Genomic DNA, 22757 nt, shown 5'->3' on the forward strand with positions numbered 1-22757 from the left:
CCAGTGGTGCTTCGAACCCGTGCCTATCCCTCCTGAATGTTCCAGTCTCGGGATAGTTGCGCCAAGTAAGATGAGGCAGAGCCGCTTTAAGGACAACGTGAAAATTGCCCCCGGACGGGGCCTCTACAACCTTTTCGGAAAGAACATCTCGGTCGCCGAGAACAACACATACCAATCGGGCCGCTCGTTCTGGCAAAGCCGGTCGGCCACTTTCGGAACGGACCGAAAGCCCTGGTTGGCGGCCCGGTCCCGCAACCCCCGGAAGTGCCTTTATGCGACGCGTCTAACATTCCGGCCAACCTGGGCGTCACAAAAGCTTCGCATCAGGTACAAGTCTCCGTCACTCAGCCTCCGTAACCGTTGCACACGTGTGCGGCGGGGTGTTCGTCGCGCCGGAACCCACCATTCGGAGGTCGACGACCATGACAACGCTGACTTGCAAGATTGCCCTCGTGGCTGTGCTGGCCGGGGCGCCCGCGCTGGCCGAAGACATCACCATCCAGGTCTGGGCCGGCGGCTCGAACGACGGCGATACCTACCGGATCGACAATATCGCCATCGCGGCCGATATCCTGTCGCGCGAAGCCGCGATCCGTGGCGAAGAGCTGAACATCACCGTCGAGGGCAAGCGCGATTTCGACGGCTGGGACGGCTTCAAGCAGGCCGTGACCCTGGGCGCCGAGGCAGGCAACGCGCCGAACATCGTCGTCACCTCGCATCTCGACATCGCCCCCTGGGCCAGCGCCGGCTACATCGTTCCGGTCGAGGACTATGTGGACCTCGACGCCTGGCCGCTGTCGAACGTCTATCCGAACCTGATGGAAATCGCCGCTTTCGACGGCATCCAGTGGGGCGTTCCGCAGGATGCCGAAAGCCGGCCCTTCTTCTTCTGGAAGGAAACGATGACTGCCCTCGGCTACTCGGAAGGCCAGCTGGCCGAGATGCCCTCGCTGGTCGAGGCGGGCGAGTACACGCTGCGCGACATGCTCGAGGACGCGAAGAAAGCCGTCGAGATGGGCCTGGTCGAGGAAGGCTACGGTTTCTATCCGCGCGTCTCGAACGGCCCTGACTACGCCCAGTTCTACCAGAGCTTCGGCGGCGAGCTGATCGACCCGGACACCGGCAAGCTGGTCTTCGACCGTACCGCGATGACCGAATTCTATCAGTTCTTCGTCGACGCCGTCGAAGCCAAGGTACTGCGCAAGAACCACATCGGCACCGAATGGGACCAGTGGTACGCCGAAGTCGCCAGCGGCAAGGCCGCGTTCTGGCACGGCGGCACCTGGCACTATGCCCGGTACACCGGCAAGGAAGGCAACGAGGATTTCTTCGGCACCATCGGCTTCACGCTGATCCCGGCGGGCAATGACGCGGGCCGCGCCAACACGATCACGCACCCGCTGGTCTACCTGGTCACCGACCAGGAGGACGACCGCGCCGAAGAGATCGCCGCCCAACTGGTCGCCATCGCGACCGAACCGCGCTTGAACACGCTGCACGCCATCAAGTCGGCGCACCTGGCCGTGGCCGAGGCGCAGAGTGGCGTCGACCTCTACGCGCAGGACCGCTGGGCTGCCGAGGCGACCGAGGTGCTGCTGCCGAGCGCCAACGCACAGCCCAACCACCCGCAGTACGGCGCGTTCTCGGAAGCCATGTTCAAGGGCCTCGAGGCCGCCTGGACCGGCGTGCAGACCCCCGAAGAGGCCGTCGCCGAGGTCGAGCAGCAGTTGACCGCAACGCTGGGCGACGAGTTGATCGTCCGCTGACACTTCGCTCCTGCAACCAACCGCCGGCGGGACCCGTGTCCCGCCGGCACCGGTTCTTGAAGGACACCGGCATGAACAGACAAACGCTCCTGGGACTTGGGTTCCTTAGCCCCGCTCTGATCGCGGTGCTGGTGTTCTTCCTGCTTCCCGTGGTCCTGACGGTGGTGTTCGCGTTCACCAACATGAGCACCTCGACCGGGATCCTGGGCGGCGAATACCAGCTGACCGAAAGCGACCTGCGCCGCCTGCCGCAGGCCGGGGTCGGCGACGATGCGGTCGCGCTGCTGGAAGGCGCGGGTTATGCGATCACGCCGAAGACGCTCGCCAGCTTCGCTGCCGAATTCGGCGAGGATCGCGCCGAGGAACTGGCGCAACTGCATCCCGAGGCCCGCTTCGCCGACCGGCGCGAAATGGAGCGCGCGCTCAAGGATCTGCGCCGCGATCCGTTGCGCAAGACGCGCGAGCGCAAGGCCGCTGCCGAACTGTTCCGAACCTCGTTGCTGGGCGAGCGTTACCCGACGGAGGCCGACTTCACCGCCGCGATCACCGAACTTGGCGTGCCCGAGGCCGACCGCGCCGCGCTCACCGAGGTCGCCTATACCGGCTGGCGGTTCACAACGCAGAATTTCTCGTTGCTTTGGCAGCTTCCGGCAACCTGGCGCTATGCGCTGAACTCGGTGATCTATGTCAGCCTGACCCTGACCTTCAATGTCGTGTTCGGGCTGTTCCTGGCCCTGTCCACCTTCTTCCTGCCGACCCGGATCGCGCAGACCTTCCGCACGATCTGGTTCCTGCCCCGGATCCTGCCTCCGGTGCTCTATGTGCTGATGTGGCAATGGCTGACCTGGGACCAGGGATTCCTGTCGACGATTCTGGCGCCCTTCGGCGTCGACCCGATCAACTGGATGCGCCACAGCGCCACCCACGCCTGGACGGCGATCGTCCTGATCAACGGTTTTGTCGGCGCATCGCTGGGCATGATCCTGTTCACCTCGTCGCTGCGCGCGATCCCCGAGACGATGCTTTATGCCGCGCAGGTCGACGGCGCAGGGCGCTGGCAGCAGGTGCGCTATGTCATCCTGCCGCAACTGCGCTGGCCGATCCTGTTCATCACCTCGTACCAGACGCTCTCGCTGCTGACCTCGTTCGAGTACATCCTCCTGGCCACCGATGGCGGGCCGGGGCGCACAACCGAGGTCTGGGCGCTCGCAGCCTATCACACCGCGCTGTCGAACTATGGCGGCAACCTGGAGTACGGGCTGGGCGCGGCCTATGCGCTGGCGCTGGTGGTGATCGGTATCGCGCTCTCGGCGCTCTACCTGCGCTTCTTCAACTTCCGCGACCTCGTCGCCAAGCCCAGGATCGAACAATGACCCGGAACGGCAACCTGTTCCTGATCGCGGCGCTGACCCTTCTGTCGGCCCCGCTGGTGGTGATGTACCTGTTCCAGCTGATCGACAGCGTCTCGACCCCCGCCCCAGGAGGCATCCTGCCGCGCAGCTGGGGCCTCGAGAACTGGCGCTTCCTGTGGGAGAGCATCGACAGCGGCCGGCCTTCGGTCTGGCGGGTGACGCTGAACACTTTCGTCTTCGCGGCCTCGACGGCGCTGCTGGTCTGCGCCTTCTCGATCACGGCGGCCTACGCGCTGTCGCGACTTAACTTCCCCGCGCGGCGTTTCTTCTTGGCGGGACTGATCATGCTGCACGCCTTCCCGACGATCACGCTGATCATCGCGATCTTCATCGTACTGCAGTTCCTCGGCCTCTATGACAGCCTGCTCGGTGTGATCCTCGTCAAGGCGGCGCTCGAGCTGCCCTTCGGTATCTGGATCATGAAGGGCTTCTACGACGCTGTCCCCTGGGAGATCGAAATGGCTGGCGTTCAGGACGGAGCCTCACGCTTCCGGGTCTGGCGCGAACTGATCCTGCCACAGGTCCGTCCAGGTCTCTCGGCGCTGCTGATCTTCTCGTTCCTGGCGGGCTGGTCCGAGTTTATCCTGCCGCTGGTGCTGGCACCCGGCGCGGATGCGCAGGTGCTGGCGACCTACATGAACGCAGTCATCGCGGACGACACCCGGCCCGACTACGGGCTCTTCAAGGCGATCGGCATGTTCTACGCGCTGCCGGTGATCCTGGTCTACCTGCTGTTCCAGAAACGGCTGATGAACATCTATGGCGGAGGCACGAAAGGCTGATGCGTATCGCGCTCGAGAATTTCACCAAGCGGTTCGGCGACACCACCGTCATCGACCGCCTGAACCTGACGGTCGGCGACGGCGAGATGCTGGCCCTGCTCGGCCCGTCGGGCTGTGGCAAGTCGACGACGCTGTTTGCGGTCAGCGGCATCCACAGGATGGACGGCGGCAGGCTGCTGTTCGGTGACGAGGACGTGACCACGGTGCCGCCGCAGGATCGCTCGGTCGGCGTGGTTTTCCAGAACTACGCGCTCTACCCGCACATGACAGTGGCCGAGAACATCGGCTTCCCGCTCAAGGTGCAGCGCCTGAACCGCACCGAGACCGAGGCCCGCGTGCGCGAGATGGCCTCCCTCGTGCACATCGACAACCTGCTGGAGCGTCGCCCCGCCCAGCTGTCCGGCGGGCAGCAGCAACGCGTCGCGCTGGCCCGCGCGCTGGTGCGCCGTCCCGGCGTGCTGCTGCTGGATGAACCGCTGGCCAATCTCGACGCCAAGCTGCGGCTCGAGATGCGCTCCGAGATCCGGCGGCTGCAGCGCGAGACCGGGATCACCGCGATCCTCGTCACTCACGACCAGATCGAGGCGATGTCCATGTGCGACCGGATCGCGCTGATGAAGGACGGCGGGATCGAGCAGATCAGCACCCCGGCCGAGATGTACGAGCGTCCCGCCTCGCGCTATGTCGCCGGCTTCCTGGGCAATCCGCCGATCTCGTTCGTGCCCGCCCATGCGAACGGACGGCTCGACCTGGGCGGGGGCAACGCGCTGCCGATGCCCGAGGGCCTGCCGGCGGCGGGCGACGTCACCCTCGGCATCCGCCCCGAGCATTTCGGGCCACAGCATTCCGGCCAGCCGATCTCGGGCACCATCAGCTTCATCGAGCCGCAGGGCCGCGAGGACCTCGTGGACGTGACGCTCGGCACCGGTGACAGGCTGCGCGCCATCGTCCCGGCGGGGCACGGTCTGTCGCTGGGCCAGACCGTCGACTGGGGGGTGGACCTGCCGCGGGTTCACGTCTTCGCAAAGGACGGAGCCCGCCTGTGACCGACTGGACCCTGCCGGACCGACCCTATTCCATTGCGCATCGCGGCGCCTCGGCCTACGCGCCCGACAACACGCTCGAAGCCTTCGAGAAAGCGACGGTGCTGGGCGCGGACATGTGGGAAGTGGATATCCGCACCAGCCGCGACGGGCAGGTGATCGTGTTCCACGACAAGATCCTGCCCGACCTGCGCAAGATCGTCGATCTCGACTATGCCGAGATCCTCGCCGCGACCACCGCGCTGAACAGGCCGTGCCCGCTGCTCGAAGATGTCGTCGCGCTGGCCGCCCGGCTGGGCGCGGGGATCTACGCCGACATCAAGGACATCGACGCAACGCTGCCGACACTCGACGCGCTGCGACGCCACGGGATCGAACGCGCGATCCTCGGCGCGTTCGATCCGCGCGCCGCGCGGATGCTGGCCGAGGCGAACAGCCCCTATCCCCGCTCGGTCCTTGTGCCGCTGGGGGCGGAACCCTTTGCCTATGCCGACGGCGCCGACGTGATCCACCTCTGCTGGGAGCGGATGGACCGCCCGCAGGACACGCTGACGGACGACCTGTTCGACCGCGCCTTCGCCGCCGGGCAGCGCGTCGCGATCTGGCACGAGGAAGACCCGGAGCGGATGGCCGCGATCCGCACACGTCCCGTGATCGGCATCTGCTCGGACCGGCCGGAACTGGTGAACCAGCCCGGCCGCGCGCTGCCCTTCGGCACCGTCTGCCACCGGGGCGCGAACCGGATCGCGCCCGAGAACACGCTGCCGGCGCTGGAATGCGCGCTCGCCGCCGGGTTCTCGCATATCGAGTGCGACCTGCATGCCACCGCCGACGGCGATATTGTCGTCCATCACGACGCGACCCTGGATCGGACCACATCGGGCACCGGGCCGCTCACAGCGCGCACCGTCTCGGACCTGCGCTCGCTCGACGCCGGCGGCTGGTTCGCACCGCATTTCGCGGACACGCCGATCCCGCTTCTTTCCGAGGTGCTGGACCTCGTCCACAAATATGGCGCGCAGGCCTATCTGGAGCTGAAATCCGCACCCCCGGCACCGGTGTGGCAGGCAGTGCGCGCGGCCGGGCTCGATAAGCGCGTGTTTTTCTGGTCCTTCAACGCCGAGCACCTGCGCGAGCTGCGCCGGATCGCCCCCGACGCCCGGCTGATGGCGCGCCGGCAGGACTATGACGCGCTGGAGGACACGCTCGCCGATTTCGATCCGCAGATCGTCGAGTTCACCCTGCCCGAGGGCACCGGGGACTTCGCCGCCGTGCGAGAAGGCGGCCGCCAGGTGATGCTCGCTTCGATGGCACGGGATGACGAGACGCTGCGCCGTGTGCTGGCGGCGGAGCCGGATCTCATCAACACCGACGCGCCCTTCGCACTCGCTCGCCTGGCGGCAGGGCAGGCATGACCGGGCCGAAGCGCGCCAATTCCTTCGACGTCGCGCGGCTTGCCGGAGTCTCCCGGTCGGCTGTGTCGCGCAGCTTCACGCCCGGTGCTTCGGTCGCGCCGGAAACCCGCGCACGGGTGATGGAGGCGGCGCGGCAGTTGGGCTACCGGGTCAATACGCTGGCTCGGGACCTGCAAACCCGGCAATCGCAGTTCGTCGCGATCCTCGCCTCGCGCATGGACACGCCGATCCGCGCCCGGCAGGTCAAACTGCTGACCCGCGCCCTGCTGGCCGAAGGCTATCGCCCCCTGCTGCTGACCGCCGAACGTGGCGACGACCTGCCGATGCTGCTGTCCTCGATGCTGGGCTACCAGCTGTCGGGCATGATCGTGACCTCGGACAGTCCGCCCTCGGCGATCATCGAGGAGTGCGCGGCGCTTGGCGTGCCGGTGGTGCTGATCAACCGCAACCCCGAGGTCGGTCCCGCCGACCGGGTGCAGATCGACCCGAAGGCTGCGGGACGCCTGGTCTTCGACATGCTGCACGGGGCTGGCGCACGCCGGATGGCCGCGCTCTTGCCGGACGACCGCACCTACACCGTCGCGGGCCGGGTGCTGGCCTTCCGCGATGCCGCCCTCGCCGCCGGGCTACCGTTCGAGGTGATCGCCATCCCCCGGCAAGGCTATGCCGACGGGCGTGCCGCGATCACCCGCGACTGGGACCGGCTGTCCCGCTGCGACGGGCTTTTCGCCGCCACCGACCTGATCGCCTGCGGAGCGCTGGACGGGTTGCGGCTGGACAAGCGCGTCCCGGTGCCCGAAACCATGCAGGTCGTCGGCTTCGACGACATCGAGCAGGCCGGGTGGGGCGCCTATGATCTTTCGACCATCCGCCAGGACGTGCCTGAACAGGTCGCGCTGGCGGTCTCGGCCATGCGGGCCCGGCTCGACCATCCCGACGCGCCTTTCACCTTGCGCAATCAGACATTGACCGCCGTGCCCCGCGGCACCACCCGGAACGGACCAGACACATGACGATTTCAGACCGCCTGACCCTTGCCACCGACATCGCCCGCGAGGCCGGGTCGCTCGCCCGGCAGATGCGCCGCGATCCGGGCCTGACCGTCGACATGAAGGGGCACCAGGATTTCGTCACCGCCGCGGACCGTGCGGTCGAGGACCTTGTGCGCAAGCGCATCGCCGAGGCCTTTCCCGAGGACGGCATTCTGGGCGAGGAAGGCGGCTTCGACGGCCCGCGCGAGCGGCTCTGGATCATCGACCCGATCGACGGCACCACGAATTTCATGCGCGGCATGCCCGAATGGGCGGTGTCGATCGGCTGGGCCGACGAGACCGAGGTGCGGATGGGCGTGATCTTCGCCCCCGACCTCGACGCGATGGCGGTGTCCGACGGCGAGACCGCAACGCTGAACGGCCAGCCGATGAAGGTCTCGACCCGCACCGACCTGGCACAGTCCATGGTACAGGTCGGCTGGTCGCGCCGGGCACCCTTCGAGTGGCACACCGACATGCTGACCAGTGTGGTCGGCGCAGGCTCGGAATACCGCCGCGTTGGTGCCGCGACCATCGGCCTGCTGGGCGTCGCCGCCGGCTGGTCCGAGGCCTACTACGAGCACTATCTCAACATCTGGGACGCCGCGGCCGGGATCGCGCTGGTGCGCGGCGCGGGCGGTTCGGTCACGACGCCGCCGCTGGCAGAGATGCTCGACAAGCCTGGCCCGACGCTGGCGATCTGCGCTGCCGACCACCCGCTTGCTGCGATCCTGCCCAGCTAGAAACCGCGCCCGCCCCCGCGGGTCACCGGCCTGCCCGTCAAAGTCTCTCAGACATAGGCGGTGGAGCCACCCGGGCGCTGTCGCGTAGCTCTTGATCGTGGGGTTCGAAACTCAATGATATCAACGGTCAAGTTCTGCACTTAAAGCGGTTCTGCGTTAATTTGTGTGGCGGAGGAGCCGCGCTAGAGCTCAGAGCAACTCGGGACCGGAGCAGAAACGGGGCGAGGTCCCGATAGCCGAAACCTCCAGCTTCAAACGGTCCGGTTCTCAGAGTGCAGAGCAAGTTCGAGGTGCGACCGCCAAAGTGTCCACTACAACCGAGGCTAGAAGAGAAGCTTCCTAGGTGGCCTTCCTCTAGCCGACCGGGCGCCATCCATTTGCGCCTTCTGACGGGTGTTTCGTATCTTCCCTCTTTGCCAGGTCTTCAATCGCACGTGCTATTATTCGGCCCATGGCGTCCCGTGCCTCGTCCGGGTTCTGCCGTCGGATTGCGGTCAAGACCTCCGTATGAAGTTGCAACGCCGGAGAGAGATCCTCTACGGCTTCCGAGGTCAGCAACAGTACATGTTCAATAGCAGCCTGTAGGGACCGCGAGAGCTGGACGAAGACCGGATTGTGGCTTGCTGCCATGACACGCTGGTGAAACTCGGCGTCGGCGCCAAGAAAATCGGATCTACGATTGGCGGCCCGCATCTTGTCCACCGTTTCGCCGATGGCCGCTATCTCGGCAAGGGTCGCGCGGCTTGCTGCAAGCGATGCCGCTTCCGGCTCCAACGCACGGCGGACTTCTAGAACGGATGCTTCAAGTTCCGGATCGTGTGGTTGTGCGCCAATCCAGCCGAGGACCCTCGGATCGAGGATGTTCCATTTGTACTTTGGTTGAACCAAGGTGCCAACACGGCGCTTGGAGACAATGAGCCCTTTCTCGCTCAATAGTTTGAGCGCCTCGCGAACAGCGGTGCGGCTCAAGCCGTAAGACCCGGCCAATTCGAGTTCAGGCAGGAGTTTCGCACCTGGTTGCATCCGGCCGCTGACGATCTCGAATGCCAGCGCATCGATCAGATCTTCGGTTGATCTCGGTTGGCCCGTCCGGTGCTGCCGGGTGCCCATATGGTTTGCCTCGCATGTTTGATCCGGGTCCGTTGCCCCAGGAAGACAGCGGGCCGTTTCCATCACACGAAAGCATAACGGACGTCTCCACGCAATCATATAGTCATATTTTTGATTTGAAAGGTCATACCATAGATGTATAAGGGTCAGACAAAGAATCGCATCCCTGGGAGGAAACGGATGAGACTGTTGAAACTGGCCGCGCTGACGGCTGCGCTTCTGGTGCCCACTGCGGCGATGGCCGCCGATGTGAAGATCGGCTTCGTGGTCAAGCAGCCCGAGGAACCCTGGTTCCAGGACGAATGGAAATTCGCCGACATCGCCGCCCAGGAGAAAGGTTTCACCGTGATCCAGATCGGCGCTGCCGATGGCGAGAAGGTGATGGCGGCGATCGACAACCTGGGGGCCCAGGGCGCCGAGGGTCTGATCATCTGCACGCCAGATGTAAAGCTGGGGCCGGGCATCGTCGCCAAGGCCGCCGCCAACGGCATCAAGCTGATGACCGTGGATGACCAGCTGATCGGCGCGAATGGCGAGCCGATCACGGAAGTGCCGCACATGGGGATCTCGGCGCGCAAGATCGGCGAGGATGTTGGCAAGGCGATCGCCGAGGCGGCGGCCGAGCGTGGCTGGCCCATCGAGGAGCTTGGCGTGATCCGCGTGTCCTACGACCAGCTGCCGACGGCGGTCGACCGGGTCGACGGGGCGCTGGACGTCCTGCGCGCCGCCGGTGTCGCCGAGGGCAACATCTTCGATGCGCCGCAGGCCCGGACCGACACCGAGGCAGCGCTCAACGCGGCGACGATCGTGCTGAACAAGAACCCGGACATCAAGTACTGGGCCGCCGTGGGCCTGAACGACGAGGCGGTGCTGGGCGCGGTGCGCGCCACCGAGAGCGTGGGCATCGGCGCCGACCAGATGATCGGCGTGGGGATCGGCGGTTCCGAATCCGCGATCAACGAGTTCCAGAAGCCCGACGCGACCGGGTTCTACGGCACCGTCATCATCTCGCCCAAGCGGCACGGCTACGAGACGGCACTCAACATGTACGAGTGGATCGTGAACGACACGGCGCCCGAGCCGCTGATCCTGACCTCGGGTGCGCTGGCGAAGCGGGACGACTACCAGGACGTCCGCAAGAGCCTCGGCATCAACTGATCGCCCAACGTGACCAAGGCGGCGCCGCATTGGCGCCGCCCAGGGGACAGGCATGTCTTATCTGAGTTTCAAGAACATCACGAAGACCTATCCGGGTGTTCGCGCGCTGGACGACGTCAGCTTCGGGGTGCGCAAGGGCGCGGTCCACGGATTGATGGGCGAGAACGGCGCGGGAAAATCCACCCTGATCCGCATCCTCTCGGGCGATGCAGAGGCCGATGGCGGCGCGATCGAGATCGACGGCGCCGCGCAGCGGTTCCGCTCGACCCGCGATGCGTTCGACGCCGGGGTGACGGTGATCCACCAGGAACTCCAGCTGGTGCCTGGACTGTCCGTCGCCGAGAACCTGGCGCTGGGGCATTTCCCCGCAAGAGCCGGGGTGATCGCCTTTCGCGATCTCTACCGCGACGTCGGCGCGCGCCTGGCCGCTGCGGGCATTTCGGTCGATCCGCGCCGCAAGGTGGCGGACCTGTCCATCGGCGAGCGGCAGATGGTCGAGATCGGCAAGGCGATCATGGCGGACGCACGGGTGATCGCGCTGGATGAGCCGACGTCCTCGTTGTCCGCGCACGAGAGCGAAGTGCTGTTCCGGCTGATCGACCGCCTGCGGCAGGAAGGCCGGATCATCCTCTACATCTCGCACCGGATGGAGGAAGTGTTCCGCCTGTGCGACAGCCTGACCGTGTTGCGCGACGGGCGCCTGGCTGCGCATCACGACACGCTGGAGGGTGTGACCTCGGAACAGGTCGTGTCGGAAATGGTCGGGCGCGAGATCACGGACATCTGGGGCTGGCGGCCGCGGCAGATCGGCGACACCGCACTGACCGTGCAGGCGCTGCGCGGGCCGAAACTGCCTGAGCCGGCCTCGTTCGCGGTGCGCAAGGGAGAGATCCTCGGCTTCTTCGGCCTGATCGGCGCGGGACGGTCCGAGCTCATGCGCATGGTCTACGGCGTCGATCCGGCGTTCGACGGCGCGGTCGAGGTTGCGGGCCGTCCGCTTGGTCGCCGCACGCCGAAGGCATCGGTGCGTGCGGGCATGGTGCTTGTGCCCGAGGACCGCAAGGCGGACGGCATTCTTCAGGGCCGCTCGCTGGAAGAGAATATCCTGATCTCATCGCGGCGGCACGTCATGCGCTGGGGCATCCTGAACCTGCGCCGCGAGGGCGAGATTGCCGAGCGCGAGCTGAAGCGTCTCAGGGTCCGTACACCGTCGCGCAAGCAGGACATCGTGAACCTGTCCGGCGGCAATCAGCAGAAGGTGATCCTGTGCCGCTGGCTGTCCGAGCAGGGGATCGACGTCCTGCTGATCGACGAGCCGACACGGGGCATCGATGTCGGTGCCAAGTCCGAGATCTACGAGATCCTCTACCAGCTTGCCGGGGACGGCATGGCGATCGTGGTCGTCTCCAGCGAACTCCCCGAGATCATGGGGATCTGCGACCGGATCCACGTGATGCGCGACGGCCGGATCTCGGCCGAGCTGACGCGCGAGAACTTCACCGAGGAAAGACTGCTGGCCGCTGCGATGCCCGATGAAGGCACGAGGGCCGAAGGCGAGGGAGCACGAGAATGACGCGGACCATCCACAAGATCCTAGTCGGGGACCAGGGATTGCTGGTGATCTTCGCCCTGGCCTTCGCCATCGTCTCGCTGACGGTGCCGAATTTCCTGACCGAGCGGAACATGCTCGGGCTGCTGCAGTCCGTGGTCACGGTCGGCGTGGTGGCCTGCACGATGATGTTCTGCCTTGCGGGTCGGGATTTCGACCTGTCGGTGGGTTCGACCGTCGCGTTTACCGGGATGATGGTGGTCATGGCCTCGAACGCGACCGGCTCGATCGCGGTCGGGATCGTCGTGGCGCTTGCTGCCGGAGCCGCCGTCGGCTTCTTCAACGGCTTCGTCATCGCGAAGTTCAGGATCAACGCGCTGATCACGACGCTTGCGACGATGCAGATCGTCCGGGGTCTTGCGCTTATCTCGTCCGACGGGCGGGCGGTCGGGATCAACGATCCGGCGTTCTACCAGATCTCGCTGTCGAAGGCCTTCGGCGTGCCGACACCGATCTGGATCCTTGCGATCCTGTTCATCGTCTTCGGCTTCATCCTGAACCGCACGGTGTTCGGCAAGAACACCTTGGCCATCGGTGGAAACCCCGAGGCCTCGCGGCTGGCGGGTGTCGATGTGGACCGGATGCGGATCCTGATCTTTACCCTGCAGGGCGTGACCTGCGCGATTGCCGGGATCCTTCTGGCCTCGCGCATCACCTCGGGTCAGCCGAACGCGGCGACGGGACTGGAACTGGCGGTGATCTCGGCCTGCGTGCTGGGCGGCGTGTCGCTGGCAGGGGGGCGGGCGACAATGACCGGCGTGATCATCGGGGTGATGATCATGGGCATCGCCGAGAACGTGATGAACCTTCTGAACATCCAGGCCTTCTACCAGTATGTCGTCAGGGGGGTGATCCTTCTGCTCGCGGTGCTGCTGGACAACCTGCGCACCCTGGCCTCGGCGCGGGGGGGCGCGTGATGGCCGCCGAGACGTCCGCCCACGCCCCTGGTCCGTCCGGTGGGCGGCTGGAGGGCAAGCGGCTGGTCCTGACCGGCGCCGCGCAGGGGATCGGGCTGGCGATTGCCGAGGCCTGTCTTGCCCAGGGTGCCGCGCTGATGTTGTGCGATATCGACGCGGAGCGGCTCGATGCCGCGGGCGCGGCGCTTGGCGGGCGTAGCGGGCGCCTTGGCTGGTGCGTTGCAGATATCACCGACGCCGCCGCCATCGAGCGGCTGGTCGCCGAGGCGGAAACGCTGGGCGGTCCGCCCAACGGGCTGATCAACAATGCCGGTGTGAACGTCTTCGCACCGCCGCTCGAGATGACCGAGGCCGAGTGGCAGCGCTGTTTCGACGTGAACCTGAAGGGCGCGTGGACCTGCTGCCGTGCGGTGTTGCCGGGGATGATCGCGGGCGGTGGCGGGGCGATCCTGAACATCGCCTCGACGCATTCCTTCACGATCATTCCGGGTACTTTCCCCTATCCGCTTGCCAAGCACGCGCTGCTGGGTCTGACGAAATCGCTGGCGCTCGAGTTCGCGGCCAGCGGGGTCAGGGTCAATGCCATCGCGCCGGGCTATGTCGCGACCCGGAACGTGGTAGATTACTGGGACAGTTTCGACGACCCCGCCGCCGCGCGGCAGAAGACCCTGGACCTGCATCCCGGCGGGCGCATCGCCCTGCCCGAGGAGATCGCCAATGCCGCCGTGTTCATGATTTCGGACGAATGTCCGTTCATGAACGCCGCCTGCCTGACCATCGATGGCGGGCTGAGCGTGCTTCACCACGCCACCTGAACCGCGCCTCCCGAACCGCGCGCGACCTGAACCGCGAAAGACAAGATGATGAAGATCACCGCCCTGAAGACCTATGCTGTCCCGCCCCGCTGGGTGTTCCTGAAGATCGAGACGGATGCCGGGGTGCATGGTTGGGGCGAGCCTGTGCTCGAGGGGCATTCGGGCACGATGATGGCAAAGATCGCGGAACTGGAAGAGTTCCTGATCGGCCGCGACCCGGCCCGGATCGAGGACATCTGGCAGCTGATCTATCGCAACGGCTGCTACCGCGGCGGGCCGGTTCTGATGAGCGCCATCTCGGGCATCGACATTGCGCTTTGGGACATCAAGGGAAAGGTCTGCGGACAGCCGGTGCACAGCCTTCTGGGCGGACCGGTGCGCGACCGTATCCGCAGCTATCGCTGGATCGGCGGCGACCGCGTCGAGGGGCTTGTCGAAGGCGCGCTGGAGATGCGCGCTGCCGGTTATGGCGCGGTCAAGTTCAACATCTGCACCGAGCTGCAGATCGTGGACAGCTACGCCAAGGTCGACGAGATCCTGACCCGGCTTGCCGAGGTGCGCTCGGCGGTCGGGACGACGATGGATCTGGCCTTCGATTTCCATGGGCGGGTTCATTACCCGATGGCGCGGACCCTGCTGAAGGAGGTCGAGCCGCTGCGCCCGATCTTCGTCGAGGATGCTGTCGTCTCGACGCAGATCGACGCGATGGCGCAACTGGCCAGCGCCAGCCCGGTGCGGCTGTGCATCGGCGAGCGGCTGCATTCGCGCTATGACTTCCGGCGGGTGTTCGAAACCCGCGCCGCCAGCGTGATCAATCCCGATACCGCCCATGTCGGCGGGATCTCCGAGATGGTTCGCATCGGGCATATGGCCGAGGCCTACGATGTCGCCCTTGCGCCGCATTGCCCGCTTGGCCCGATCGCCCTGGCCGCGAGCCTTCAGGTGGACGCGATCTGCCACAATGCCTTCATCCAGGAGCAGAGCCTGGGGATGCACTACAATGCCGACGGCGATCTGAACGACTACCTGACCCCCGAGACCCGTTTCCGCGTCGAGGACGGGTTCCTGCCCATCCCGCAGGGGCCGGGCCTGGGCATCGAGGTGGATGAGGCCGTGGTCGAGGAACGCAGCAAGCTGGGCGCGAACTGGCGTGCGCCGATCTGGCGGCACGAGGACGGGTCGATCTCGGAATGGTGATAGATGCGATGCCTGTCGAGCACGTAACACCGTAACCCCCAGGGAAAGCCCGCCCTAAGTCGCGAAAGATGGTCGAAGGCTGCAGGTCGCATCCTTCGACTAGACTGGTCGCCTGGGTAACATTTCCATCCATCGCGTCTGGTGGTGCCTGAAGTACTAGTACGTTTTTTTGCGTACCGGGCGGCCCGCACTCTGGCAAAGACGAGCGTTGGCCGACAGACAACATTCTACAACCAACGGGCGCCTTCCAGCGCCCACGAAGGAAGATCGACTGCCGTGATCAACGGCAAGCAGATCGCAACCGAGCGACCTGGGTAAAACGTGGCTTCAACGTACTTGGAGACTGCCTGAGTATCGCGGAGCAGTTTGGCAAAGTCACTTAGCGGGGCTTTCCGGCTCATCTTAACCACCTATGCATGATGACTAGGCGGAAACACTGAAAAACGAAGCTGACGGCCAAAGCCGGTGGTGCCCAGTGTAGACTATCAAGAAGCGTTGCCGAGAGGATCTCGGCTTTATGGCACCGGGCAATGGTCGGCCCTTCCTCCGGCGCTCTATGTTAGACTCGGGCGGCAGGAGCTGAACCGCCCGAGGCCATATCGCGTCACACCTGCGAATAGATGCTTTGTACCCCGTTTCGTTCGCGAATGCCGTCCTTGATCACCGCCTTGATGAGAGCGACACACATCAGGAACATGACGAGACTGAACGGTAGCGCGCCGATCACCATCGCTGTCTTGATAGCATCTAGTCCGCCGACCAGCAGCAGCCCGCCTACGACGAAGCTCAGCGCGAGGCCCCAGAAGATGATGTGAACGCGCCCCTTGGGGCTTTCTTCTCCGGCCGCGTTGATCGTGTTGACGATCAAGATGGCGGAATCCGCTGTGGTGACGAGGTAGGTCAGCAGCAATACCACCACGATTGCCGCCATGGCCCATGCCGCGCCGCCACTCAGCATCAGGTCGAGCATGACGAAGAGCTGGCTTTCCTGTCCTGCGCCGGAAATGGTCTCAGCCGCCGTGCCATTCAGCGTCATGTCGATTGCAGTGCCACCGACCATGGCAAACCAGATGAAACACATCAGGGAAGGTACCACGATGGCGCCAATGACATACTCGCGTATGCTCCGCCCCCGCGAAATTCGGGCAAGGAATACGCCCACGAAGGGCGCGAACGCGATCCACCAGGCCCAATAGAACACCGACCAGCCGCCCTGCCATGATGCCAGGGCATCACCCGTTTCGGTGCCATCCGCATGCCATACGGTGAACAGCAGGCTGGGCAGCTCGAACAGATAGGCGAAGAGGCCAGAGAACAGCGCGCTTAGGCCGAAGAATGTAGAGCCGAAGAACAGGAAGAATGCGAGCAGGAAGAAGCTGAGCCCCATGTTCAGGTTCGAGAGCCACTTGATACCCTTTCCCACGCCCGAAAGCGCCGAGAGGGTCGACGCGCCCAGGATGACGATAAGTGCCACGACGATGCCGCTCGTGCTTGGCTTGCCGTTTTCCCCGACGATCCAATCGCCGAAGCCGATACGATTCAGACCGGCGACAAACTGTTCCACTCCGAAGCCCAAGGTCTGGGCTACGCCCAGGATTGTGGCGACCACGGCAACGATATCCACGAAATGTCCCACGCTCCCCGAAAGGCGGGCGCCAAATAGCGGCGTCAGGCTGGAGCGTACCGTCAAAGGCAGATTTCGGCGATAAGAGAAATAGGCCAGCGACAACCCGACCAGCGCATAGCAGGCCCAGGCCGAGAATCCCCAGTGCAGGAATGACCAGACATAAGCTGCCGTGACATTGTCGGCACCTGATCCTGTGGTCTCGCCCCTGATGACGTTGGGGTTGGTGGCGAAGTGATACATTGGTTCGGCAGTGGCGAAGGTCAGCATGCCGATGCCGATGCCTGCACCGAACATCATCGAGAACCAGGAGAACCGGGAAAACTCAGGCCGGTCTTCGGAGTGGCCCAGCTTCAATCTGCCGGTGGCCGGCACCAGGGCCAGCCCGACGCAGATCACCAGAAACAACGCCACGACGAGGACGTACCAGCTTGCAAACCCCTTCAGCATGGCCCCGTTCAACGAAGCGAGAACCGCGGCTGCGGTCTCGGGGACGGTGATCGCCCATACGATCAGCGTGCTGACGAGAACCTTCGAGGGAATAGCGACGCTTTTTGCGAAACCTGAGTAGAATCCGCGATCGGCAGTCGGAATGTGCAAATTCATAAGTGGCGGTTTGTCGGTCATGTTTCCTCCAAATTGATATTGTCTGGGCAGCCTTCTTCGTTGGCCGCGCACGGATGCGCGACGGGAACTGCCCGAGCGATGCGGGAAGTGGGGCAGGGAACTCTTTCACCCGCCGCAGAAAACGGGCGGTCCCGATAGGGGCCGCCCCGGCATGCCCTCAGCTGGGCAGGTACTCGGCACTCCAGCTTTCGCTGATCTGGCCGGAATTCAGCATCCGATCGATGGCGGCTTCGGAGTAACCCAACTCATTCAGGATCTGCCGGGTTGAGGCGCCGAACTTCTCGGTGGGGGGCAGAGCAAAGATCCGGGCGCGGGTGGGGCGGACTGCGTAGGGGTCGAGTTGGATGACTTCGTGGCCGCTTGGGTGATCGACATACTGTGAAAAGGAATAACTGCCCCGGTCTGTACCGGGCGTGCCGTCCGGTTCCCGCAGGTTTTCAGCCCGCAAGGCGTCGATGTTGTTGCAGATCGCGCACCCGATGTCGGCCGCACGCAGACGCTCTATCCATTCCGTCGCTGGATACGATTGAAAGGCGCCTGCGAGGAAGACCGCACGTTCCGCCTCGGGAATGTCCGGCAGGTCCTCGAGGCCCTCCACGTTGCGGAAGCGCGGAAGGTCCGTTTCATAGGCGCTCAGGAGGATGTAGACGCCGGATGCGGTGCTGTAGAACCGACTGAGCGGGTCATAGCCGTTGACTTCGGGCCCGGATGGCTCGTCAAAGAGGCTGCGCCCGCGGAAGTCGTATGCGAACGGGATCTGAAGCAGACCGCTATTGGCGCTTAGGGAGGTGCGCCCGCGCCCTATCCGGCCAAAGCGGCGTTTCTGGTAAAGTGCGGCGGCGACGGCAAGCGCACCGCCAAAGCCGCACATCACGTCAATTGTGCCTACGTGCGCGTGCTCTTCCGGCCGGTCCATCGCGCCGCCGAAACGCAACATGATACCGGTGGTCGCCTGGACCAGGTCATCATAGCCGATGTAGTCGGTGCGCGTGCCGCGGCGCACGCCACTGAAGCAGTCAAGCTTGCAGAAGATCACTTCCGGGTTCAGCTTCCGCAGGTTCTCGGCATCCAGCCCCATGCGGCGGATCTGACTGTCTGGTGCGTTCCAGAAGATCACGTCGACGGACTTCACGAGGTCCTCGAAGACCTTGCGCCCGTGCTCGGACTTCAGATCTGTGAGAATGGACTTCTTGCCGCGCCCCTGGCTCATGCCATAGATCACAGTGTTCCAGCTGTCATACAGCGGCTGGGCAGGGTCCAGTTTGATGACTTCAGCGCCAAAACGCGCCAGATAGCTGGCGGCGTGTGGACCAGCGATCACATTGCACATGTCGAGCACGCGCACGCCTGAGAGCCAGCCCTCCTGGTCTGCACCATCCTGCGGGTCTGGGATGTCAGTGCGCAGCTTGCGAAGCACTTTCAGGGCCTCGTCGTGGTCGACCCAGCGACGAGGTTCGGGGCGCAGCGCCTCTTCGCCGCTCTCCTCCATCCAGACGACCGGTCCGGGCTGTGTCATTTCGCCGAACTCCGGGTCCCAGACATCTATCATCAGGCCCGAGGTTTCGGCGTACTCGTCGTTGATCCACTCCTGCAGCCAGCGCTGCGGCGCGCCGGGGATACCGGCCCTGCCGAACATGCGCTTCCATTCATGCGAGGTGCGGGTCATGAAGACTTCCTTCATCCGCGCCGCGATCTTGTCGGCCCAGTGTTTCGGCATCGGATAGACGCCGAGCGACGTATCCGTTTTCCATTCCGTCTGGGGCTTGTAGGTATCCTCTTCCTCGGTCAGTCCCTCGGCGATCATCTCGTCGTAGAGATCCAGCACCTCGAGGCAGCGACGCGCATGGAATTTGTGGCTGGGGCAGACCACGTAGAACATGCGCCCATCCTTGCACATGTAGCTTCGGAAGAACGGATCGAGCAGTTCCTGCAGATCTTCGTAGGACACGTTCATCGGAAGGCCCTCGACGCGGCGCCGCTCGATCTCGATCTCGCGTTGCGTAAGGTAGCGCGTGGGCATGTCTGCGACCTTGATGGAGTTGTAGCACAGCCCCTCCATCACCGCTGCCGCAAGTGGCACCTCGATCTGATCGCCAAGACCGGTGATCTGACGCGATTGCAGCGCGAGGACGGTCGCCGAGGCCGCGATCTGCGACGCATAGGCGGACGCAAGGGGCAGGGGCGAGAAGGAGGGGTTGAGCCCCATCAACACACGGTTCAGCCCCATGTCGGTAAAGACACCGGAACTGGCCGCGATCACGCTTTCAAAGGCGCGCAGCTCGCGCCGTTCGGCATCATTGGACGCAAAGCCCGGCAACGAGATGGTGATGAGTTCGGGCCGTTCCTTGCGCATGGCGCCGAAGTCGATGCCCAGCCTGGCGAGTTTTCCAGGCCGAAAGTTCTCGACGATTATGTCAGCCTCGGCGCAGAGAGAACGGGCCTTTTCCAGCCCGTCGGCGGATTTGAGGTCGAGGTTCACGACAAGCTTGTTGCGCATCAGGGTCGCATTCGCCGGGCTGTCCCACATGGGGCCGCCGGGCGGATCGATGTGAATGACCGTCGCGCCCAGATCGCCCAGCAGCATGGCGACGGCGGGACCCGCGATGTACTGTCCAAAATCGACGACCTTGACACCGGTCAGGGGAAGGCTGGAGAACGAATTGCGCATGTTTCCTCCGGATGGTTGCCGGGCGTGGACCTATCGACCTGCGAGGATCCAGCGCGCGGCTTTTTCCGCGATCATTATGGTTGGGGAGTTCGTATTGCCGCTGGTGATTTCGGGCATGATGCTGGCATCCACGACGCGTAGTCCGGCCACGCCCTTGAGCCGAAGATACGGGTCCAGCACGGCCGTTTCGTCCTCCTGATGGCCCATTTTGACAGTGCCCACCGGGTGGAAGATCGTGTTGGCTATGTCGCCTGCGAGCTTCGCGAGATCTTCGTCGCTTTGGTACTGCGGGCCGGGTTTGAATTCCTCGGGGGCATAGGGTTTCATCGCCGGCCGTGACATTATCTCACGTACCTGCCGCAGGCTGTCCGCGGCGACCCTGCGATCGTCTTCCGTGGCCAGATAGTTGGGCGCGATCGACGGCGGATCGCGGAAATCGGCTGATCGGATGCACACCTTCCCCCGACTTGTCGGGTTCAGGTTGCAGACGCTTACGGTCATCGCCGGAAAGTTATCCAGTGGCTCGCCGAAGGCGGACAGGCTGAGCGGCTGAACATGGTACTCAAGATTGGGATGGTTTCGCTCGGGATCCGAACGCGTGAAAGCGCCAAGCTGGCTGGGCGACATGCTCATCGGACCGGACCGTTTAAGCAGATACTCCGCCCCGATCATCGCTTTGCCCAGCACGCTGCCCGCGACAGTGTTGAGCGTGCGGGTTCCTGACACTTTGTAGACCGCACGAATTTGCAGGTGGTCCTGAAGGTTTTCGCCCACGGGGGCATCGCGCAGGACCTCTATGCCGAGCGATTTTAGCAGAGGTGCAGGTCCGATGCCTGAAAGTTGTAGGATCTGAGGGGAGTTTATCGCCCCCGCCGAAAGCAACGTCTCGCGGTTGGCGGTGACGTTCAGGACACGGCCCTTGTGATTTACACGCGCACCCGAACAGCGCAGCCGGCCATCCGCGTCCTTCGTGACAGTAAGCTTCTCGACCTGTGCCTGGGTCCAGATCGTCAGGTTGGGGCGGGATCTTGCCGGCCGCAGGAAAGCTTTCGAAGTGTTCCACCGCCACCCGGAGCGCTGGTTGACGTCAAAATAGCCGACGCCTGCATTGTCTCCGCTGTTGAAGTCTTCGGTCTTTCTTATCCCTGCCTGCTCTGCAGCCTCGGCGAAGCTTTCCAGCACGTCCCAGCGCAGTCGTTGCTTTTCGACGCGCCATTCGCCGCCGCGGCCATGCATGTCGGAGAACCGGCCATTGCCGCCAACGCGAGGGTCGGCGTCGTCGTCAAGCTTGTAGTGGTCCTCATGCGCTTTGAAGTCCTTCAGGGAATTGTCCCTGCTCCAGTCCGCGTTGCCGCTCAGCTTCGCCCAATTATCGTAGTCGCGAGCCTGGCCGCGCATGTAGATCATGCCGTTGATCGACGAACAGCCGCCCAGGGCCTTGCCGCGCGGATAGCGCAGCGACCGGCCGTTCAACCCTGCGTCGGCCTCGGTATTGTACATCCAGTCGGTACGCGGATTGCCGATGCAATAGAGATAGCCGACAGGAATATGGATCCACAGGTAATTGTCCGATCTGCCTGCCTCCAGAAGCAGGACCCGATTGCCGGGATCGGCGCTCAATCTGTTGGCCAGAAGGCAGCCAGCCGAACCGCCGCCAATCACGATGAAATCGAATTCAGTCCGGCTGGTCAGCATTGCAGCGCCCCTCATCACGTCGGTGGCGCCGGTGGAAGAGGCAGGCCTTCAATACCCATTCCCCCGTGGGGTTGGGTGTTGTCAGGCTGTTGCGCTCCTCCCGGCGCATTGTTTCCGGGAGGATTGGAAAACTTTGGGACGCATTTCCAATGACAAATATCTTAGCCCGATATTAGAATCTGTAATATGGAGAGGCTCCCTAATGCGAACAGCATCCAGGCTTTCGTTACGGTCGCGCGCGAAGGCAGCGTTTCGCGCGCGGCCGAAGTGCTCAATCTTACCCAGCCTGCAATCAGCCATCAGATCAAGCGGCTGAGCGAAGACACCGGAATCGTGCTGTTCCGGCGCACGCCCCGCGGCCTGCAACTGACGTCCGAGGGGGCGGCAATGCTGCCCAAGGCCGAGCAGGTCCTTGCCGCGATGGCCGAGTTCCGCCGCAGTGCCAGCAAGCAGTCAGGTCAGGTCACTGGCAACCTCAAGATCGGTACAATCGTGGATCCGGAATTCATTCGTCTGGGGCGGTTGCTGCTTCGATTGGGATCGGAGTACCCGAATATCACGACCGAACTGGTCCACGGGGTCAGCGGTGAGATCCTGGACAAGCTGAAGCGCCGGCAAATCGATGCCGGCTTCTACCTTGCTGCACCGGAGGACATAGCCTCCATTCCTTCGGATCAGCCGCTCCATGTGCGGAGACTTGCGGACTTCACCTACCGCATCATTGCGCCGGTCGGATGGGAATCCCGTGTTGCTGCCGCCGACTGGCCGGAACTGGCGGCGTTGCCCTGGATCGGCACGACGCCGGTATCGGTACATAACCGGTTACTGGCGAAGATCTTCGCGGCGTCGGGATGTACGCAGAACGTTGTTGCGTTGGTCGATCACGAAGCTTCGATGCTGGAAATGGTGCGCTCGGGTGTCGGCCTCAGCCTATGTCGCGAGTCGATCGCGCTGCACCAGCGGCAATCCTATGGCCTCGCCTTGAGCGAAGCGCAGCGTGTGCCGGCCAGCCTCGCCATTCTGACGCTGGAGGAAAGGAAAAACCATCCGGTCATTGCTGCGCTGTTCGGACAGGTCGAAACCGTCTGGAAGACGTCCTTCGCCAACAGTGGCCTGGACGGAGCAGCGTGATCGGTGACGCGCTG

Annotated in this window: 17 protein-coding genes; 13 read left to right on the forward strand and 4 right to left on the reverse strand. The window is 64.2% G+C overall.

Going from position 1 to position 22757, the window contains the following annotated elements:
* Positions 1-422: 422 nt before the first annotated feature.
* The 7 genes from ACW9UR_RS15770 (at position 423) to ACW9UR_RS15800 (ending at position 8192) form a co-directional block, all read left to right on the forward strand.
* Positions 423-1766: an ABC transporter substrate-binding protein gene (locus ACW9UR_RS15770; RefSeq protein WP_458918008.1), complete on the forward strand. Its 1344-nt coding sequence runs from the start codon at positions 423-425 to the stop codon at positions 1764-1766.
* A gap of 71 nt (positions 1767-1837) precedes the next feature.
* The gene (locus ACW9UR_RS15775) at positions 1838-3139 is read left to right on the forward strand and encodes a carbohydrate ABC transporter permease (protein ID WP_458918009.1); all 1302 of its coding nucleotides are present in this window, start codon (positions 1838-1840) and stop codon (positions 3137-3139) included.
* The gene (locus ACW9UR_RS15780; protein ID WP_458918010.1) at positions 3136-3960 is read left to right on the forward strand and encodes a carbohydrate ABC transporter permease; all 825 of its coding nucleotides are present in this window, start codon (positions 3136-3138) and stop codon (positions 3958-3960) included. Before ACW9UR_RS15775 ends, ACW9UR_RS15780 begins: the two co-directional genes overlap by 4 nt.
* On the forward strand, positions 3960-5006 hold the full coding sequence (locus ACW9UR_RS15785) for an ABC transporter ATP-binding protein (protein WP_458918011.1): 1047 nt from the start codon (positions 3960-3962) through the stop codon (positions 5004-5006). Before ACW9UR_RS15780 ends, ACW9UR_RS15785 begins: the two co-directional genes overlap by 1 nt.
* Entirely contained in the window at positions 5003-6418 is a 1416-nt protein-coding gene (locus ACW9UR_RS15790) for a glycerophosphodiester phosphodiesterase (RefSeq protein ID WP_458918012.1), read from the forward strand. The genes ACW9UR_RS15785 and ACW9UR_RS15790 overlap by 4 nt, the downstream gene beginning before the upstream one ends.
* Positions 6415-7431, forward strand: coding sequence for a LacI family DNA-binding transcriptional regulator (locus ACW9UR_RS15795; protein ID WP_458918013.1), 1017 nt, complete (start codon positions 6415-6417; stop codon positions 7429-7431). The genes ACW9UR_RS15790 and ACW9UR_RS15795 overlap by 4 nt, the downstream gene beginning before the upstream one ends.
* On the forward strand, positions 7428-8192 hold the full coding sequence (locus tag ACW9UR_RS15800) for an inositol monophosphatase family protein (RefSeq protein ID WP_458918014.1): 765 nt from the start codon (positions 7428-7430) through the stop codon (positions 8190-8192). The genes ACW9UR_RS15795 and ACW9UR_RS15800 overlap by 4 nt, the downstream gene beginning before the upstream one ends.
* 354 nt (positions 8193-8546) lie before the next feature.
* On the opposite strand, the gene ACW9UR_RS15805 is transcribed toward ACW9UR_RS15800, so the two are convergent.
* Positions 8547-9302 carry a FadR/GntR family transcriptional regulator gene (locus tag ACW9UR_RS15805; RefSeq protein ID WP_458918015.1) on the reverse strand — a complete coding sequence of 252 codons (756 nt, stop codon included), beginning with the start codon at positions 9300-9302 and terminating at the stop codon, positions 8547-8549.
* A 237-nt stretch (positions 9303-9539) separates the two neighbouring features.
* On the opposite strand from ACW9UR_RS15805, the gene ACW9UR_RS15810 reads away from it, so the two are divergent.
* From ACW9UR_RS15810 to dgoD, 5 genes are read left to right on the forward strand one after another with little or no spacing between them, the layout of a single operon-like run.
* On the forward strand, positions 9540-10460 hold the full coding sequence (locus ACW9UR_RS15810) for an arabinose ABC transporter substrate-binding protein (protein ID WP_458918280.1): 921 nt from the start codon (positions 9540-9542) through the stop codon (positions 10458-10460).
* Positions 10461-10512: 52 nt separating this feature from the next.
* The gene (gene araG, locus ACW9UR_RS15815; protein WP_458918016.1) at positions 10513-12033 is read left to right on the forward strand and encodes an L-arabinose ABC transporter ATP-binding protein AraG; all 1521 of its coding nucleotides are present in this window, start codon (positions 10513-10515) and stop codon (positions 12031-12033) included.
* Positions 12030-12986: an L-arabinose ABC transporter permease AraH gene (araH, locus tag ACW9UR_RS15820; protein ID WP_458918017.1), complete on the forward strand. Its 957-nt coding sequence runs from the start codon at positions 12030-12032 to the stop codon at positions 12984-12986. Before araG ends, araH begins: the two co-directional genes overlap by 4 nt.
* Positions 12986-13801 carry an SDR family oxidoreductase gene (locus tag ACW9UR_RS15825; RefSeq protein WP_458918018.1) on the forward strand — a complete coding sequence of 272 codons (816 nt, stop codon included), beginning with the start codon at positions 12986-12988 and terminating at the stop codon, positions 13799-13801. The genes araH and ACW9UR_RS15825 overlap by 1 nt, the downstream gene beginning before the upstream one ends.
* A gap of 48 nt (positions 13802-13849) precedes the next feature.
* Positions 13850-14998: a galactonate dehydratase gene (gene dgoD / locus ACW9UR_RS15830; RefSeq protein ID WP_458918019.1), complete on the forward strand. Its 1149-nt coding sequence runs from the start codon at positions 13850-13852 to the stop codon at positions 14996-14998.
* A gap of 604 nt (positions 14999-15602) precedes the next feature.
* Here dgoD and ACW9UR_RS15835 read toward each other — a convergent pair.
* From ACW9UR_RS15835 to ACW9UR_RS15845, 3 genes are all read right to left on the reverse strand, one after another.
* Positions 15603-17249 carry a BCCT family transporter gene (locus tag ACW9UR_RS15835; protein WP_458918020.1) on the reverse strand — a complete coding sequence of 549 codons (1647 nt, stop codon included), beginning with the start codon at positions 17247-17249 and terminating at the stop codon, positions 15603-15605.
* Between the two features lie 157 nt (positions 17250-17406).
* On the reverse strand, positions 17407-19917 hold the full coding sequence (locus ACW9UR_RS15840; protein ID WP_458918021.1) for a CoA transferase: 2511 nt from the start codon (positions 19915-19917) through the stop codon (positions 17407-17409).
* Positions 19918-19947: 30 nt separating this feature from the next.
* Positions 19948-21612: a GMC family oxidoreductase gene (locus ACW9UR_RS15845; RefSeq protein ID WP_458918022.1), complete on the reverse strand. Its 1665-nt coding sequence runs from the start codon at positions 21610-21612 to the stop codon at positions 19948-19950.
* A gap of 186 nt (positions 21613-21798) precedes the next feature.
* On the opposite strand from ACW9UR_RS15845, the gene ACW9UR_RS15850 reads away from it, so the two are divergent.
* Positions 21799-22743 carry a LysR family transcriptional regulator gene (locus tag ACW9UR_RS15850; RefSeq protein WP_458918023.1) on the forward strand — a complete coding sequence of 315 codons (945 nt, stop codon included), beginning with the start codon at positions 21799-21801 and terminating at the stop codon, positions 22741-22743.
* The last annotated feature ends 14 nt before the right edge of the window (positions 22744-22757 follow it).

Source organism: Halovulum sp. GXIMD14794 (assembly GCF_054457455.1).

Excerpts from the sequence above, each read along its gene's own strand:
- ACW9UR_RS15850 (WP_458918023.1), top strand. The coding sequence starts at position 21,799 with ATGGAGAGGCTCCCTAATGCGAACAGCATCCAGGCTTTCGTTACGGTC.
- araG (WP_458918016.1), top strand. The coding sequence starts at position 10,513 with ATGTCTTATCTGAGTTTCAAGAACATCACGAAGACCTATCCGGGTGTT.
- ACW9UR_RS15795 (WP_458918013.1), top strand. The coding sequence starts at position 6,415 with ATGACCGGGCCGAAGCGCGCCAATTCCTTCGACGTCGCGCGGCTTGCC.
- ACW9UR_RS15780 (WP_458918010.1), top strand. The coding sequence starts at position 3,136 with ATGACCCGGAACGGCAACCTGTTCCTGATCGCGGCGCTGACCCTTCTG.
- ACW9UR_RS15825 (WP_458918018.1), top strand. The coding sequence starts at position 12,986 with ATGGCCGCCGAGACGTCCGCCCACGCCCCTGGTCCGTCCGGTGGGCGG.
- ACW9UR_RS15785 (WP_458918011.1), top strand. The coding sequence starts at position 3,960 with ATGCGTATCGCGCTCGAGAATTTCACCAAGCGGTTCGGCGACACCACC.
- ACW9UR_RS15810 (WP_458918280.1), top strand. The coding sequence starts at position 9,540 with ATGGCCGCCGATGTGAAGATCGGCTTCGTGGTCAAGCAGCCCGAGGAA.
- ACW9UR_RS15835 (WP_458918020.1), bottom strand. The coding sequence starts at position 17,249 with ATGACCGACAAACCGCCACTTATGAATTTGCACATTCCGACTGCCGAT.
- ACW9UR_RS15845 (WP_458918022.1), bottom strand. The coding sequence starts at position 21,612 with ATGCTGACCAGCCGGACTGAATTCGATTTCATCGTGATTGGCGGCGGT.
- dgoD (WP_458918019.1), top strand. The coding sequence starts at position 13,850 with ATGAAGATCACCGCCCTGAAGACCTATGCTGTCCCGCCCCGCTGGGTG.
- ACW9UR_RS15775 (WP_458918009.1), top strand. The coding sequence starts at position 1,838 with ATGAACAGACAAACGCTCCTGGGACTTGGGTTCCTTAGCCCCGCTCTG.
- ACW9UR_RS15840 (WP_458918021.1), bottom strand. The coding sequence starts at position 19,917 with ATGCGCAATTCGTTCTCCAGCCTTCCCCTGACCGGTGTCAAGGTCGTC.
- ACW9UR_RS15800 (WP_458918014.1), top strand. The coding sequence starts at position 7,428 with ATGACGATTTCAGACCGCCTGACCCTTGCCACCGACATCGCCCGCGAG.
- araH (WP_458918017.1), top strand. The coding sequence starts at position 12,030 with ATGACGCGGACCATCCACAAGATCCTAGTCGGGGACCAGGGATTGCTG.
- ACW9UR_RS15805 (WP_458918015.1), bottom strand. The coding sequence starts at position 9,302 with ATGGGCACCCGGCAGCACCGGACGGGCCAACCGAGATCAACCGAAGAT.
- ACW9UR_RS15770 (WP_458918008.1), top strand. The coding sequence starts at position 423 with ATGACAACGCTGACTTGCAAGATTGCCCTCGTGGCTGTGCTGGCCGGG.